This window comes from Candidatus Cryosericum hinesii (genome assembly GCF_003570985.1).
GTDB classification, from domain to species: Bacteria; Caldisericota; Caldisericia; order Cryosericales; family Cryosericaceae; genus Cryosericum; species Cryosericum hinesii.
Genome location: NZ_QXIW01000027.1, coordinates 73,953 through 89,146, shown reverse-complemented (window position 1 = coordinate 89,146; position 15,194 = coordinate 73,953). Strand labels below are relative to the sequence as shown.

At 56.6% G+C, this 15,194-nt stretch carries 14 protein-coding genes; 11 read left to right on the top strand and 3 right to left on the bottom strand.

The window, feature by feature from the left end; all coding sequences use genetic code 11:
* Positions 1-77 precede the first annotated feature (77 nt).
* On the bottom strand, positions 78-2,153 hold the full coding sequence (locus SMC3_RS05370) for a RecQ family ATP-dependent DNA helicase (RefSeq protein ID WP_207799683.1): 2,076 nt from the start codon (positions 2,151-2,153) through the stop codon (positions 78-80).
* Between the two features lie 250 nt (positions 2,154-2,403).
* Here SMC3_RS05370 and SMC3_RS05365 point away from each other — a divergent pair, with 250 nt between their 5' ends.
* The 5 genes from SMC3_RS05365 (at position 2,404) to SMC3_RS05350 (ending at position 5,848) form a co-directional block, all read left to right on the top strand.
* On the top strand, positions 2,404-3,474 hold the full coding sequence (locus tag SMC3_RS05365) for a lipocalin-like domain-containing protein (RefSeq protein WP_165846601.1): 1,071 nt from the start codon (positions 2,404-2,406) through the stop codon (positions 3,472-3,474).
* Between the two features lie 36 nt (positions 3,475-3,510).
* Positions 3,511-3,681 (top strand): hypothetical protein, encoded by a 171-nt coding sequence (locus tag SMC3_RS09380; protein ID WP_165846600.1) that lies wholly within the window; start codon positions 3,511-3,513, stop codon positions 3,679-3,681.
* A complete protein-coding gene (locus SMC3_RS05360) occupies positions 3,668-4,426 on the top strand; it encodes a hypothetical protein (protein WP_119087745.1) in 759 nt (252 codons plus the stop codon). The genes SMC3_RS09380 and SMC3_RS05360 overlap by 14 nt, the downstream gene beginning before the upstream one ends.
* Before the next feature lie 194 nt (positions 4,427-4,620).
* Entirely contained in the window at positions 4,621-4,953 is a 333-nt protein-coding gene (locus tag SMC3_RS05355; RefSeq protein WP_119087744.1) for an ArsR/SmtB family transcription factor, read from the top strand.
* On the top strand, positions 4,946-5,848 hold the full coding sequence (locus SMC3_RS05350) for a cation diffusion facilitator family transporter (RefSeq protein ID WP_119089915.1): 903 nt from the start codon (positions 4,946-4,948) through the stop codon (positions 5,846-5,848). The genes SMC3_RS05355 and SMC3_RS05350 overlap by 8 nt, the downstream gene beginning before the upstream one ends.
* Here the strand turns inward: SMC3_RS05350 and SMC3_RS05345 are convergent.
* Positions 5,845-8,472 carry a PAS domain S-box protein gene (locus SMC3_RS05345; protein ID WP_207799682.1) on the bottom strand — a complete coding sequence of 876 codons (2,628 nt, stop codon included), beginning with the start codon at positions 8,470-8,472 and terminating at the stop codon, positions 5,845-5,847. The two genes, SMC3_RS05350 and SMC3_RS05345, sit on opposite strands and share 4 nt — an antisense overlap.
* Before the next feature lie 378 nt (positions 8,473-8,850).
* Here SMC3_RS05345 and SMC3_RS05340 point away from each other — a divergent pair, with 378 nt between their 5' ends.
* From SMC3_RS05340 to SMC3_RS05325, 4 genes are all read left to right on the top strand, one after another.
* Positions 8,851-10,560: a carbon starvation protein A gene (locus tag SMC3_RS05340; protein WP_207799681.1), complete on the top strand. Its 1,710-nt coding sequence runs from the start codon at positions 8,851-8,853 to the stop codon at positions 10,558-10,560.
* A gap of 75 nt (positions 10,561-10,635) precedes the next feature.
* Positions 10,636-10,860 (top strand): hypothetical protein, encoded by a 225-nt coding sequence (locus tag SMC3_RS05335; RefSeq protein WP_207799110.1) that lies wholly within the window; start codon positions 10,636-10,638, stop codon positions 10,858-10,860.
* A gap of 9 nt (positions 10,861-10,869) precedes the next feature.
* On the top strand, positions 10,870-11,823 hold the full coding sequence (locus SMC3_RS05330) for an ArsA family ATPase (protein WP_119087739.1): 954 nt from the start codon (positions 10,870-10,872) through the stop codon (positions 11,821-11,823).
* Positions 11,824-11,835: 12 nt separating this feature from the next.
* Entirely contained in the window at positions 11,836-12,498 is a 663-nt protein-coding gene (locus SMC3_RS05325; protein ID WP_119089914.1) for a hypothetical protein, read from the top strand.
* Between the two features lie 68 nt (positions 12,499-12,566).
* Here SMC3_RS05325 and SMC3_RS05320 read toward each other — a convergent pair whose 3' ends face one another.
* Positions 12,567-12,980, bottom strand: a complete 414-nt coding sequence (locus SMC3_RS05320; RefSeq protein ID WP_119087737.1) for a hypothetical protein — start codon at positions 12,978-12,980, stop codon at positions 12,567-12,569.
* Between the two features lie 275 nt (positions 12,981-13,255).
* Between SMC3_RS05320 and SMC3_RS05315 the strand changes: the two genes are divergently transcribed.
* Both SMC3_RS05315 and SMC3_RS05310 read left to right on the top strand, forming a co-directional pair.
* A complete protein-coding gene (locus SMC3_RS05315; RefSeq protein ID WP_119087808.1) occupies positions 13,256-13,984 on the top strand; it encodes a Bax inhibitor-1 family protein in 729 nt (242 codons plus the stop codon).
* Positions 13,985-14,119: 135 nt separating this feature from the next.
* Entirely contained in the window at positions 14,120-15,124 is a 1,005-nt protein-coding gene (locus tag SMC3_RS05310) for a 3D domain-containing protein (protein WP_165846598.1), read from the top strand.
* Positions 15,125-15,194: the final 70 nt, after the last annotated feature.

Sequence of the window (15,194 nt, the reverse complement as noted above, 5' to 3'; positions counted from 1 at the left end):
CGATGGCTCCATGCGCCCAGTCATCAAGGGTGCGGTGAGCAGCAGGATCACCTGGCTGTCTTGCGACAGTGCTGTACTCATCCGCCGGGTCCTATGGACGCGAGCGCCATCGGATAGACCTCGCCACTGCCATGGGAACGCAGCAGCCACGCTGCGACGGTCATGGTCCAGCGCGAATCGACCGTGTCATCCACCAGCAGTACGGGTTCCACCGGCAACGCCCCCGTGAGTTCGAACGAGCCATCGAGGTTGTGGGCTTGCTGCATGCTGTTCTGCATTGTTTGCTGTGGAGGTCGGTCGATGGTTCTGCGTATCACCGCTCGAAACGGCAGTCCCAGCTGCTGTGCCAAGCGTTCGGCAACATCCTGCACGAATACCGGGTCGCGCAGGGACGGTATGCAGGTGACCCAGGTGGGCGCAGGTTGTGGATTCCATTCCTGAACCATCGATGTGCACGCCACGACCAGATCCTCTGCAACGTGGTGGTCCTGGCATTTGCCTTGGCGCACCAGATCGCCCCAGCCGGCATCACCCCATGTGCAGAGTGTTTTCCCCGGTTCTGCCTGGAGCTCGCGGGGAATGTTGCCCTTGAGGCCATACTGAGGCATGGTGTCCAGTGGCCATTGTCTGCGGGGGTCGATGGGGAGACTGGTCCGGCGAAGAAACGCAACGGCTTCCCGTACCAGCAGCTGGTCGACAGTTGCAGGCAGGTCTGCCAGGTCAGGAGAAGGACAATCGCCGGGCTCCCCGTCGAGGGCGCGGATAAGGAAAGCCATATGTCCGGCGGGCAGGTTCACGTATTCCTGCATCTGGTCCTGCTCAACGTGCCGTAAGTCAGTCAGACGCTGCGCCCGCTGCCAGAACTCCTCGCTGAGGTTGGTCGCAGTCAACTGCCACCTGGTCCCCTGCTTCACGATGGGTGCGGGTGATTCCAGTGACAACAGGTCGATGGTTTTCTCGATGCGACCTTTGGCCACGTTGACACTGGCCATGAGGCCGGGCAGCGAGAGCCCCTGAGGACTGCGTTCCAGAACCCTCAGGATCTGTTGTACCTCGTCGCGTGTCGGAAACGCGGTCTTGATAAAGTACTCGTTGATATCGTTCTCCTCGGTGCCGCTCAGCAGAATACCATAGGCAGCATCCAGCGCGCGCCCGGCGCGGCCAACCTGCTGGTAGTAGGCCACGACCGACCCTGGGGTCTGGTAGTGAATGACAAAGCCCAAGTCTGGCTTGTCAAAGCCCATGCCCAATGCCGTGGTTGCCACCAGCGCTTTCACCCGGTTGTCCAGCAATGCCTGCTCGAGTTCAGGCCGGTCACTGCCACTGTCGCCAGTATACGCCACAGCATGCACTCCGTGCAGTGCGAGCCATTCGGCTACCTGGACGGCGTCCCGTACCGTCAGCGTGTAGACGATGCCGCTGCCGGGCATGGCCGGTATCTGTTTGGCCAACCATGCCAGGCGTTCAGCTTGGCTGGTAAGACGGATAGCCTGAAGCTTGAGCGATGGCCTGTTCAGTTCCCCCCGAGACACATTGAGATTGGGGCCCAGTACAGTCTGCAGGTCCTGGATCACGCGGTTGTTGGCGGTTGCCGTCGTCGCAAGCAGGCGCATGTTGGAGGGCAGAGCCTCGATGGTGTGCTGCAGCAGACGGTAGTGTGGCCTGAAGTCATGACCCCAGTCCGAGATGCAGTGGGCCTCGTCAACCACCAGCAGCGATATTTTCGCAGCGATGTGGGCAAGAATCTCAGATCGAAAGCGCTCGTTGGCCAGCCGCTCTGGCGAGACGAGCAGAATATCGACCTCGTCGTGCTGTACAGCAACTTCGATACCGCTCCAGGAATCCGGGTTGTCGGAGTTGATCGTCTTAGCCCGAACGCCCATGCGTTCAGCAGCAGCTATCTGGTTGCGCATCAATGCCAGCAACGGCGAAACGAGCAAGACGGGTCCTTGATCCGCCTCGCGCAGCAGTCTCGTGGCGATGAAGTAGACAAAACTCTTGCCCCATCCGGTCTTCTGCACGACGAGATATCGGCCAGGTTGTTCGACAATGGAGCGAATGGCCTCTTCCTGTCCCTCGCGGAACTGAGCGTCCGGAATACCGGTCCCGGTTCTCAGCAGTTCCAGTGAACGTTCATGCGAATACGTGATCATGCATTCTCCTCAGCGCTGGACTCGGAGTCCGTCTCGACGGCTCCTTTCGGAACCTACTGCATACTGTAGCAAGATTCGGTAACCGAGACAACGGGCGAGGGCGGCCTTGCGCTGAGTGAGCGTCGCACCCTATGCCATGGTTTGAGCCATCCTCGGAGCCACGAGCCCAGCACGGCGGGAATCCATGTCTTGTTGCAGTTGGGCAAACCGCTTGTTTCAGCGATACTGTTGCCATGAGAGGTGGCTAGAGATGACCTTCAGGAGAATCCTCAAAGGCGCGCTGACCCAATTGCCCATCGAGCTGTATGAGCTGATGGTCCGGGGTCCGTCACGCCGTCCTCTGCCGCCCGTCGACTTTACCAGCAGAGACCACTTTCCTCATCGGGGTGCGCGCCTCGAGTGGTGGTACTTCACCAGCGTTCTGGTGACACCGAAGAGGAAAGGCCCTGTTGGACTCGAAGTAACCTTTTTCAGAGTGAAGACGCTGGTTGACAGTGTGATCGTCCACGTGGCCGTCACCGATGTCGATGGACAGAAGTTTACGTGCACCGGCATGGTTTTGCCCGTGCACATCCCGTTCACCTCCGATGCCCACACGGTGATTGCCCTCGTCGGCAACCGGGTGGGGTTCAGCGAGAGTAACAGTAGTTTTGTCATCGATGCACGCCTGAGGGGTTTGCGGGTGCACTGCTCTTGTGTCATCCGGGACATCATGGCACAGGGAGCGGGCGGCATCCAGGAGATGCAGAACAGTCCGGGCGATGCTTCTTACTATTTCACGCTGCCCAACATGAAGACCGAGGGTACGATCGTCCTGAACGGCGAGAGCCTGCCTGTCACCGGCTTGACGTGGCATGACCACCAGTGGGGCAACTTCAACGCGGTCAAGATGAAGTGGGACTGGTTCTCGCTTCGATTCGATGCCGACGACCTCTACGTCATGTTGTTCAACTTTGACCGGTGGGGCGCGACGTATGGAGCTGGGAACATATACCGGCACGGGCAAACGATGCGTGTCGAACGGTTCGAAGTGCGGGCGTCGGATGTCTGTGTGGCTCGAAACGGTGTTACGTACCCCATCGACTGGGAACTACAGATCTTCAGCAGCCCCGAAGCATCCACCCCCTTTATGACTGTATACGTGAGGCCGACACTCAAGGAGCAGCACGTGCCATCGCTGATCACGCCGGACTATTGGGAGGGCCTGTGCACTGTCCACGGTGAAATTCTATGCCCAGTCGACCTGGGCGGCACCCGCTTCCTCGACAAAAAGGTGCTGGACGGCTTCGCCTACGTGGAACTGACAGGATACGAACGGTAGTTGGTGCCACGCAATGACAGATTGGAAGACACTCCCATGTTGCTCCGGCTAGAAATTATGCTGGTGGAAGAAAGCGGCTATACTGCGCGCAACAACGTCGGACATGAGCGACGGTCGTTCCATGGAGGCATTGAGATGACAGACAACCCGTTTACGCTCCATCTCGCACGAGATGAAAATGGGAAGGTGCTGCATGGGCTTCATTAAGAGATTTGTCGTAGGGCTCATAGTCATCGTCATCCTTGTCATTCTGGGTCTGGGATATTTGGGTTTTGTTCCGGGGGTTTCCAAAATACTTGGTTCTGATAAGCCAAGGAATTTGGGAATAACATACACGGCCGCAGATCTCAAGTCCATAACCTCTAAGAATCATGTGCAAAGAATAGTTCTGGAATCAGCGCCCGACATTAAGAGCAGCTTTGTCCTAAAAGGTACCCAAGCCATTAACAATGTCTTTACTGACAAAGAAATAACTGCCCGTCTTGGTCAGGAATCTGATTGGCTGTTCAACCCCTTTACTAATGTTCAGGTAAAGATCGGGAAGGATGGCACGGTCGAGGCTTCAGGGGTAGTCAGAGTTGATAGACTCAGGGGCTACGCCGAGGCGACCGGGGTGTCTTCACAAGAGATCGAAGCCATTTCCAAGGGGATGGACAAATACAAAGTGCCGAGAATATCCTTTCCTGCTTACGTCAAGGGCAGCCTGTCTATTGAGAATAACAAACTCAACATTGATCTGTCAGAGTTATATATTGGGAAGATCCCTGTGGCGAAAGCACTTTATGGCCAAGCCAAGAGTGCCTTTGAAGGTTTTGTTTATGAGCGATTGACGAGCGGTGGCTACGGGAGTCTATATATAAAGTCTTTGAGTTTTTCCAACGGGAAAATGAATTTCTCCGGGAATATTCCCAAAGTCATCACTACTACCAAGACAGTTCTAAACGATCAATAATAGAAGAGCGATCGGGGTCAGCTGGTAACGACTTACCCAGTAGTGGTACATCTGCTGGGTGGAGTGAGAACCTCCGTCCATGTCCCGTAGGCAAGATCAAGGAATGGATTCCCGCATTCGCCGAGAACACCCCTTGCATTGGAAAGAAATGCTCGGGGGGAATGACGACACGATTCTCGTGGGACTGTTGACACATGATGATATTGTCATATGATACAATCATCATGAAAACCAACACGACACTTGACGCGCTGACATCGTTCTACAAGCTGCTGGCAAATGAGTCGCGGCTGTCCATCCTGCTTGTCCTTCGCGACGGTGAGGACAACGTCGCCGGCATTTGTGGCCGCACGGGCTTGAGCCAGACGCTCGTCTCGCACCAGTTGGCCGCCTTGCACCGCAGCAATGTCGTCCGGTCCCGCAAGGACGGACGGCGCACGTTCTACGCCCTTGCGGACAAGCACATCGACATCATCGTCGGGTTCGCCCTGGACCACCTTGCAGAAAAGGAAGTGCACCATGAGTGATCACAACGAACACGAACTGTCCAATGGACGCAGCCTGTTCATTTCTATCTTGATGAACCTTTCCATTACTGTTGCCGAAACTGTCGGTGGCCTTGTCTCGGGGTCGCTGGCATTGCTTGGTGACGCGTTTCACAACCTGACAGACATGTTATCCGGCATCCTGACGCTGTGGACGCTGCGTCTGGGGCGCCGGGCCCACGATGAGAAGTACACCTTTGGCTATCGTCGCGCCGAGATCCTGTCCGCGGGCATCAATGCCGGGATCATGTTTGTCATTGTGGCTGGCCTGTTGTACGAGGCATACCAAAGGTTCCTGCATCCGGCTCCCATCAATGGTGGCATCATGTTGTCGGTGGCCCTGATCGGGCTGGCAGCCAACTTCACGTCGGTCCTCCTGCTCCACCGTGGAGCCGGCGAGAGTCTGAACATCCGGAGCGAATATCTGCACTTGCTGTCGGACACGTTCTCGTCGGTGGGCGTCGTTATCGGGGGTGTCATCGTCACCATTTGGCACATCACGTGGGTGGACCCTCTGGTCACGGTGTTCGTGGCGGGGTGGGTGCTGAAGGAGGTGTTCGAGGTGGTCCGTGAGGCTGGCGGCATTCTCATGGAACAGGCTCCAGAGGGGTTGAACCTTGCGAAGCTGGACGCCGACATCCGCGCTCTGGCACACGTACGGGACCTGCACCACGTCCATGTCTGGCAGCTTAGCGATGCTGAGACGATGTTCGAGGGTCACGTCAACGTGGACGACATCTCGGTCTGCGACACCGGGCCCATCCTGGCACAGATCCAGGAACTGCTGCGTGATAAATATGGCATCACGCACGCTACTCTGCAGTTCGAGTACGAGTCCTGCAAGGGGGCAGGGCTCATCGTAAACGGCCGAGACTAGCCAGGGCTGTTCAGCTGCGCGCTGGCCTGAGACAGGAGGTCGTCCAGAAGTACGGGCCTCATGGCATCTATCGGCATGACCACGACGTGTGCCACCAGCTCGGGTTTGCCGGTCGATCGCTGGGTATTGAGAGTTGCGACAGATTCCTGCAGGCGTTGTGCAAGGAGATCAAGGCAGGTATTGTCTGTCTGGATAGCTAGGACGCCGAATCGAGCCGCGCCAATACGCCCGATGGTGTCAGAGCCCCGGAATGTCTGATGAAGGACGCCCGCGAAGTCGGCGAGCATGTGAGGTTCCGAGGGTCCCGCATTGGCCCCGCTGACGATTTCTGTGACGACCAGCGCCGCGTTGATGTGTCCCCGATGTGCCATCTTGAGCTGCTGGCTGGCGATGGCGGAGAAACCAGAAGCACTGTACAGGCCGGTCAGCTCGTCGTAGAGCACGGTTTGCTCGGCGTATTCCTCGTCCAGCCCATGTGATGTCAACTCACGACTTACCCCGAAGATGGCAGGCTTGCCGCCCCACGTAGTGCGAACGACCCGCGTCTCAACCTGGATGAGCTCGTCTTCGTAGCTCACGAGGGAGAGGGCATAGATACTGGCCTTGCCCGCGATCATATCGGCCAGAATGCAAGCAGTCTCTGCACGTCGGTCCGGCGGGCAGAGGTCCAGCACCGATGTCCCGCACAATTTGTCTGCTTTCCGTCCCAACCTTTCTGCTGCTGCGGTGTTGATCCTGGCGATCGTTCCGTCCTCTTGCAGTATGAACACAAGGTGTGGCATGGCCTCGAACAGCGTCTCGAAGTCCTGTCGGCTGGCTCGCACAGATTCATCGGCACGGAGGCGGACGACGGCTTCGCCAATGGTGCGGCCGATCGACATCAGCAGTTCCGTTTGCAGTTCTGCGTTGTGGCCGTGAGCGCTGGCGAGGTTCAGGGAGCCAACGACGGTGTCGCCTGCCGCGATGGGGATGGAGATCAAGGAAACAACGCCGTACTGCTGGGTAATGTCGGGTGGTAGCTGGTCGAGTTCAGTGAACGCTGTGGGTTTTCCTTCGCGGAGAACGGTGCGATAGGGCTGTTCATCCACGGAAAGGGAGCGGACCCGTTCGATGAGTTCGCTGCCAAGGCCCGTCGTGCAGGCGAGCACGGCGTGGTTTCCGTCGACGATGTAGATGCCGCCGCCCTCGAAAGGTGTGGCCTCGAGAGCTATGATCAACGCTGCCGGCAGGAACTCCTCCATCGACCGCGCCTTGCCTGCCGCCTCGATGATGTCGTAGAGGGCGCCCGCTCGCCTCCGGTCGGTTGCCAGCGCCTCAGTCGCCCTCCGCGAGCCGGTGATGTCCTGACTGGTGGTGAACAGCGCGAGGCCGCCATTCCAGGAGCCACGCGTCACAAAGGTGTTGACGGGGATCTGCATACCGTCTGCGGCCACAAGCGTCTGTGTACTGCTCGTTCTTGTGCCGTTGACCATGTCGCCCAGGATGATACGTGACAGCTCGCGCTCTTCCTGAGGGTGCAGGTCGTTGATATCCGTTCCGACCAGTTCTGTGGGTGTCCGTCCCAGCCGGCGGGCCCCCTGCTCCCCGACAGCCAGGATCTTGCTATCCCGGCCGACGACAAAGAAGAACCCCTGCACAGAGTTGAAAAACGCTTGCAGGTTCGCCGTGTTCTCCTGCAGCGCTGCCATCGTCTCGATGCGGTCCATGCCGATGGCGATTTCGCGGGCGATGGCTGCCAGCGCCTCCTGCCAGTTCTCCTCAGATTTCGGTGGCACACGCCATGCCATGTTGAGCGAACCGATGATGCGTCCCAGGCTGACCAGGGGTACGACGGCAAGTGTCAGCGGCGGGTCATCAGGCCGGTCCGAAGACCCTGGGTTGTGCCAAGTGTTGCTGAAGAAGGGCTCGGCAGTCCGGTACACCCGGGAGAATGGTTCTTCGTCCAAGGGGACGGATGTGGCTTGCTCCTGCACTGCTTGCGAGTCTCCCTGTGCGGACGCCAGGTGCGCCGTTTTCCCGTCGGGGGTCAGCATATAGACACCGCCGCGGTCGTAGCCGAACAGTTCATGCGCCATGGTGAGGACGTCCGCGAGGAACGAACCGACAGAAGTGGCTGTGGCCGCTGCCTCGAGCATGCGCTGAAACAGACGGGACCGGCGATTCTCCAAAGCGAGCGCAAGTTCGAGGTGCCGCTGAGTGGTGATATCACGGGCCTGACCGAGGACGCCCGTCAACAGGCCGTCGACATCATGCAACGCGGTCTTTTTGGTATTGTAGTACTTCAGGTTGCCTTCCTGATCCACTGCGCTGAACTCGTGCTCACAGACGCCGTCATGGATGGCGATCTGGTCGTCGGCGATGTACATCTCGGCTCTATCGCGGGATTGAACCTCGAAATCAGTCTTGCCGATAACGTCATGTGTCTGTCCCGGGTCAGCTCGCAGGTAGGCTTTGTTGACTGCAGCATAGCGGCCCTGAGTATCCTTGATCCACATCGGGTCGGGGGAGGACTCCAGAAATTCCTGCCACTGGTGCGCAGCGAGTTTTACGGCATCGACTGGCCCGGCACACGCAGAGAAATCGTCGTGCTTTCCTTCCAAGTATTTGTCTGACCGCTCCTCCACGAAGACCTCCTGTTGTAGAGTCATGTCATATGGTGTCGTACTTACTAACTAAGTATACGGTGGTGGACCTGAAAAATCAACCGACGTGTCCTGTTGTTATGACGCTCACGGTATCTGACGCTATTCCATCTGCTGTCGTAGATTCGCAAGTGCCCCTGTCCCGGGAGACCTTGTGTACAAATAGGGAAAATGTGGCACTCAATGTAGGTATGTTGCGGGTATGTCAATGGAGGTATTGTGAAAAAAATGAGAGGGCGTACTCTAGATAGGGAAGCGAGTCGCCACGGGTGGCATTGAAAAGGGTGCAACAAGAAGGAAACGCAGTTTGCGAAGCAGAGGAGTCGCAGGTAGCAAGAGTTTAGAAGGAGGTATCAGAAGATGACCGCATTGATTGTCCTGTTTGCCGCAGCGTTCTACATCTTTTTCTACTTCACGTACGGCAAAGCATTAGAAAGAAATGTCGTCAGGGCAGATGGCACAGTACCGACACCTGCAGTAAGATTGCGTGACAATATTGACTACATACCTGCAAACAAGTTTGTCCTGTTTGGCCACCACTTCGCATCGATTGCAGGTGCAGGCCCGATCGTCGGCCCTGCCATCGCGGTCGTATGGGGATGGTTCCCCGGACTGCTCTGGGTATGGTTTGGCAACCTCTTCATTGGCAGTATCCACGACTACCTGTCCTTGATGGCGTCCGTCCGCTATGACGGAAAGTCCATCCAGTGGGTCTCGGGCGAGCTCATGGGGAAGTCGTCGAAGTACATCTTCGAGGTATACATCTACTTCACGATGATCCTGATCGTCGCCGCATTCATGGGCACGTACGGAGCTCTTGCCTCGAAGAGCCCCGAGATCCTTACTGCCTCTGTCTTGTTTATGGTCGCAGCACTTGTTGAAGGGCAGCTGCTCTACAAGACGAAGCTGCCATTCTGGCTCTCGTCGGCGATCGGCGTCGCCCTCACGATCGGTGCGATCGTCGTTGGGTTTATATGGCCGTTCATCAAGTGCCCCAACATCCAGCTTCTCTACATGTTCCAGGTTATCTACATCATCCTTGCTGCGGCACTTCCTGTGTGGTTTCTGCTGCAGCCAAGGGACTACCTCAACTCATACATCCTCTGGGGCGGCATCATCATTGCTTCAATCGCAGCGGTGTTTGCGTTCCGCGGATTCAGCTGGCCGGCGTACACGAGTTTCGCCGCCAGAGTCATTTCGGGACAGCCTTCGCCGTTCTGGCCCACTGTTCCGCTGGTCATTGCGTGTGGCGCCCTGTCGGGATTCCACTCCATCGTTGGTTCCGGCACGACCTCCAAGCAGCTTGACAACGAACTCAGCGGACTGTTCGTAGGGTACGGCGCGATGTTCATGGAGGGCATGCTTTCCACCATCGTCATCACCTCCATTGGAGCATTCGGATTCACGGTGTTCCAGGGGGTCGCGGACAAGATCGCGGCAGCCGGCTTTGATCTGGCCAAAATGCAGTCTAACGCAGGGTATTTCGGTCAGGTGGGTGCCGCCGTTATCAACTCGCCAGACATCGGCATTGGTGGGGCACTGGGCATCTTCACCAAGTCATTTGGACAGATGCTCAATGTCATCAAGATCCCCGTGAAGCTTGGGGAGACGCTCGGTGGCCTCTGGGCTTCCGCGTTTGTTCTCACGACGCTCGATACGACCAACCGTCTTGCACGGTATTCTTTCCAGGAGCTGGTCGAGCCCATCAAGAAGGTTTCCAAAGGGATCCATGGAGTCCTTGCTGACAGGTGGGTCGCTTCGATCTTCGCGGCATGCTTCGGCTGGTTCCTTATCGCCAAGGGCGGCAACGCGTACACTGCACTGTGGGCAGGGTTTGCAGGTGCAAACCAGTTGCTTGCGTCCATCGCAATGCTCACTGCCGCAACCTGGGTCAAGAAGGTACAGAAAGTGGGCAAGGGGATGCTTNNTCTGGTTCCTGTTCGTGATTGTCCCGGTCACTGCAGCAGCACTGCAGGTCGTATTGGGTGGATTCATTATCCTGATGCTTGTTCTCGATATCTGGCTGATGTTCAATTTCTTCAAGAGCTGGAACGAGGGAAAGCAGAATAAGGCATAGGTACCGACTGAAGAATGAGGCGACTCCTCGATTCATTGAAACAGAGTTTCAGGACGTTTGACAAGGGGATGAGGGAGGATGCTACCTCCCTCATCCGCAAGCAGCTTGATGAAGAAGAGAACGTCTTTGCTCTGCTCACAATGGGCGTTTTCTCAGGCATCCCGTCGCCACCGACAGGCGTTGTCCTGAGAATCCTCCCGCACATGTCCCGCGAGATTGCTGTCATGAACAAGAGAAGTGCTGGTCTCGATGATGTGTTTTCCCAGACGCTGGGGACATTCGACATCGACTAGGAGCATCGGTTGAAAACCTACTTTTTTCTTGGCAAGGGCGGCGTCGGCAAGACGACTGCTTCTGCGGCGTGGAGCGTGGGCCTGGCACACAGTGGCATGAAAACGCTGGTTGCATCCATCGACCCAGCGCACAACCTTGGCGATGCATTCGCCATCCGCCTGGGTGACAGGATTACGCATGTCGGGGACAACCTCGACGCAGTCGAGGTAAATATCGAAGACATGATCCGGGCCTATCTCGACGAGCTCTCAGTCAAGATGAAACATACCTACAGCTACATGTCGGCGATGAACATCGACGGGTATTTCGACATCCTCAAGAACTCGCCTGGTATTGAGGAATACGCGACGATGGAGGCTATCAAGAAATTCGTGGCCCTCACGGAGTACGGCGTGGTCGTGTTCGACACGCCCCCGACCGGCATGACGATCCGCGTGCTTGCGATGCCTCGCGTGTCGCTGCTGTGGACCGAACAGCTGATCAAGATGCGGAAGAGGATCCTTGCGACGCGGGGAATGGTGGAGAATGTCCAGGGGAAATTCGAGGCCGAAGTCGACGGAGAGAAGGTCGTGCTCTCCTCAAGGGAGAAGGAAGACCCCATCATGCAAGAGCTGGTCAGTTACCGGGAGGAACTGCTGGCCTTGAAGGACATGTTTTCATCTGACCAGTCTTACGTCGAGATTGTGACCATGGCGGAGGATCTCGCCCTGTCTGAAACGAAGAGAATCATCGAATCACTTGGCAAATTCAAGATACGGGTGAGGGCCATCTATCTGAACAAGTTTTTTGCAATGGCCAACCCACCCGAAGAGATCCAGGGGAAAATGGAGGAGCAGGAGCGGGTTGTCGGACGGATGAAGGCCGAGATCAGGGGAATCGAGGTCAAGAACATTCCGTTGTTGAGAAAGTCTCCGAGGGGCATCAATGAGCTTCTTGATGTGTATTCGAAATATCTCGTCTGACGAGGAGAAACAATGCAGGGGATAAGCGGCGATTGGGTATTGGTACTCGTTGTTCTTGGGGGAGTTGCGGTATTGCAGTTCTACCAGGGGCGGCGATTGAATATTGCCCTGATCAAGCACTATGTTCATGGTTTCGAGAGCAACCTCACTATCCGTGATCAGCTCTATACCTGGATTGGCGGATATTCCGGTTTCAAGGCGGACTATGAGGTGAACGAGAAGTCCATCAAGAAAGTCGAGATGACCCTGACACTTCTGGCGCGGCAGAGCCTCTTCTGGCTACCGTTCTCGTATCCCGTGAAGAGGGGAGACCGGCTGTACATCGTGCTCAGGCCGAGCTTCAAGGTGCATGCCGATGCACACATTATCAGGAACTTCTACTACCTTTTTGGGCCTGCCATCAGGGAGGCCAAAGATCTCACGAAGGGAAAGGCCGAGTTTCCAGACGCAAAGGGCTTCTATACCCTCTACGCAGAAGAAAGCGATGTTGCAAAGCTGAGGAAACTCGTCGAGGCGTCGATGGACCCAAAGAGGTTGCGGCACATAGCGGTCGTCAAGGAAACCAATGTCCTATTTTGTCTCATCAAGCCAGATCCCTTCAAGACTCCTGATGAGCTGAAGCGACTCGTTGAGAACTTTCCCAAGTACTTCTCAAGCGGGGAAATGCCCAGCTAGGTTCCAGGCGTACTCGTCGTTGTGTGGGCACGGTAACCGCACCCAGGGGAACGATTGACAGACACATTCTAGAGGATGCCCACCTGGCGCAGTCCGGCGAGGACGGTGAGCAGGAAGAGTACGACAGCAACGCGGCCCACCCACAGGTGGATGGTCCGTAGCTGCTTCCTATGGGAGCGCACCTTGGTCGTTATGAGTCCTCCCGCGCCCGTCAAGAATCCGACTACGATGGTTATGGCACCGAAGACGCCGTGGAGGACGCGGAGGTGCGGTCCGCCACTGGCCTGGACCATGCCGATTGCTACGACGAGTCCCGCTGCCAGCAGCACAAACGCTGTCACGGCGGCAGTCTTGTGAAGATGGAAGGAGCCCTTGCGGCGGCGTCCAAGCGTGACGGCCCAGGCGGCTGTAAGAAGCGACAGGACAGCACTGCCCATAAGGATTGCATGAACAGGCCAGACTCGTGCATAGTCGGCGAACATCGTGAGACCTCCCTGTAACGTTGGAGACAGCGCCCATTTCCGTTGCAACGCATCATTTGTTCTATGTTATTGAGTGGCAGAGGATTTGCAACGACAGGCCGGCGGCTTCACAATCCACCTGCATGGAAAGCCAACAACTGCTGTATTTATAAGTAGAGAGCCGCGGATGCTCATCGTGCCGACTTGTGCTTGACAAGGAAGAGTGGCCGGCTATGATTGCTGCGCATCTGGAAGCCGCACAGTGGCATCTGGTGCATCAGAAAGGAGATGATTCCATGGAGTATCAGGGAACCGTCATACGTCCGGAGGACAGTGTCCGGGCATTCTTCAACCGGGTCTATGGCTGGATGGCCGGAGGACTCGCTCTGACTGCAGCTATTGCCTGGTTCGTCGGAAACAACCAGGCAATCCAGCAAGTTATCTTTGGCAACTCGCTCGTGTTCATACTCCTCATTGTTGCCGAGTTCGGCCTAGTCATCGGGCTCTCTCGCGCTATCGCCAGGATGTCTCCGCAGATGGCGGGACTCCTGTTCCTCACGTATGCCGCAGTGAACGGGCTCACACTGTCTTCCATTTTTATGGTGTATGCAAAGGGAGATATCACCATGGCGTTTGTCGCTTCGGCAGGCATGTTTCTGGCCATGTCGCTGATTGGGTCGGCCACGCATATGGACCTGTCGAGGGTCGGCAACATTGCCCTGTTCGGGCTGTTTGGCATCATCGGCATGTCCATCATCAACATCTTCACGAAGAGCACTGGCCTGGACTTCCTGATCAGCATCATCGGCATCGTTGTCTTCTTGGGGCTGACCGCCTGGGATACCCAGAAGCTGCGCAGGATGGCACTCAGTCTGGACCCCACGGGCGATAACCCGATTACCATGGCCGGAGGCAACCCGCAGGCCGAGAAGGCGGCAGTCATCGGCGCTCTGAGTCTATATCTGGATCTGGTGAACCTGTTCCTGTTCGTCCTCAGGTTCTTCGGTGGACGAAGGCGCGACTGACTCACCCACATGTTGTGAATGTGGCTGGACCCCTCCAGATGAGCAGCCCAGCTATTGCTTGTTCAAGGGGACCTTTACAGCCGACTTAGCGAGTGATATAATTCGTTTACTATGCATACAACGAGACTCGTGAGGGTGTTCCACAGAAGGAAGGCTATTCTTTTTGCTGTCGTGGGCGTCCTTCTCGGTGGCTTGTTCTTCTGGACTGCAGGCGTTCACGTGTATGCTGTTGACGATGCAGGCAATACGACGCGGATCGTCGCGTTCCACAGCATGTCAGTGAGTAGTGTCCTGGCCAAGGCAAACACGCGTTCACTTCGCCCGGAAGATGTGATAACACCAGATGTCGCCGTGGTCATCCCCCAGGGGGAAATCGCCATCGTGCGCGCCAAACCGGTCACACTTACTATTGATCATACCAGTGAGACTATCTACTCGACCGTGAAAACAGTCGGTCAACTTCTTGCGGAGAACGGCGTCAAACTGAACACGGCAGACAAGGTCAGCCCGGCTCCAACGAATCCGGTGCCGTACAACAAGGACATAGTCGTCAAGCGTACGACCTACGCATACACCAGCAAGACAGAGGCCATCGCATATCAGCGTGTCTACAAGAAAAACCCGTACATGGAAGTCGGACGCAGTTACATCAGCATCATGGGTCAGAACGGCCTCCTCAAGAAGACCATCAAGGTGACTAAGGTCGCCCAGAAGGCAGTGAGCTCGGCCGTTGTCAAGACGCAGACCATCAAGCCTGTTGTCCATGAGGTCTATGACGTCGGTACGGCTCGCCTGGATCTGAAACCCACGCGCACCTATACCATGTCTGCTACGGCGTATTCGAACAGAGCCTCCACGATCCTCAACGGCAAGGACCACCTGTATGGTTACTCGGGCTTATGGCTTCACTACGGCACTTGTGCAGTTGACCGGCGCCTTATCCCCATGGGGACAGTGCTGTATGTCCAGGGGTACGGCTACGCGGTCGCAGCGGATACGGGTTCCGCTATCAGCGGAAACCGCATCGACCTGTTCTTCAATTCCTACGGCGACGCATGTCGCTGGGGTCGACAATCGGTCAAAGTCTACGTCCTTCCCATCACACGGAGTCAACTGTATAAGAAACTTGGCATAACGTAGAATAGATACCGAATAACGCGAACCCCCGGCAGCGCTGCCGGGGGTTCGCGTGTTCTGTCGCTTGGTGTCC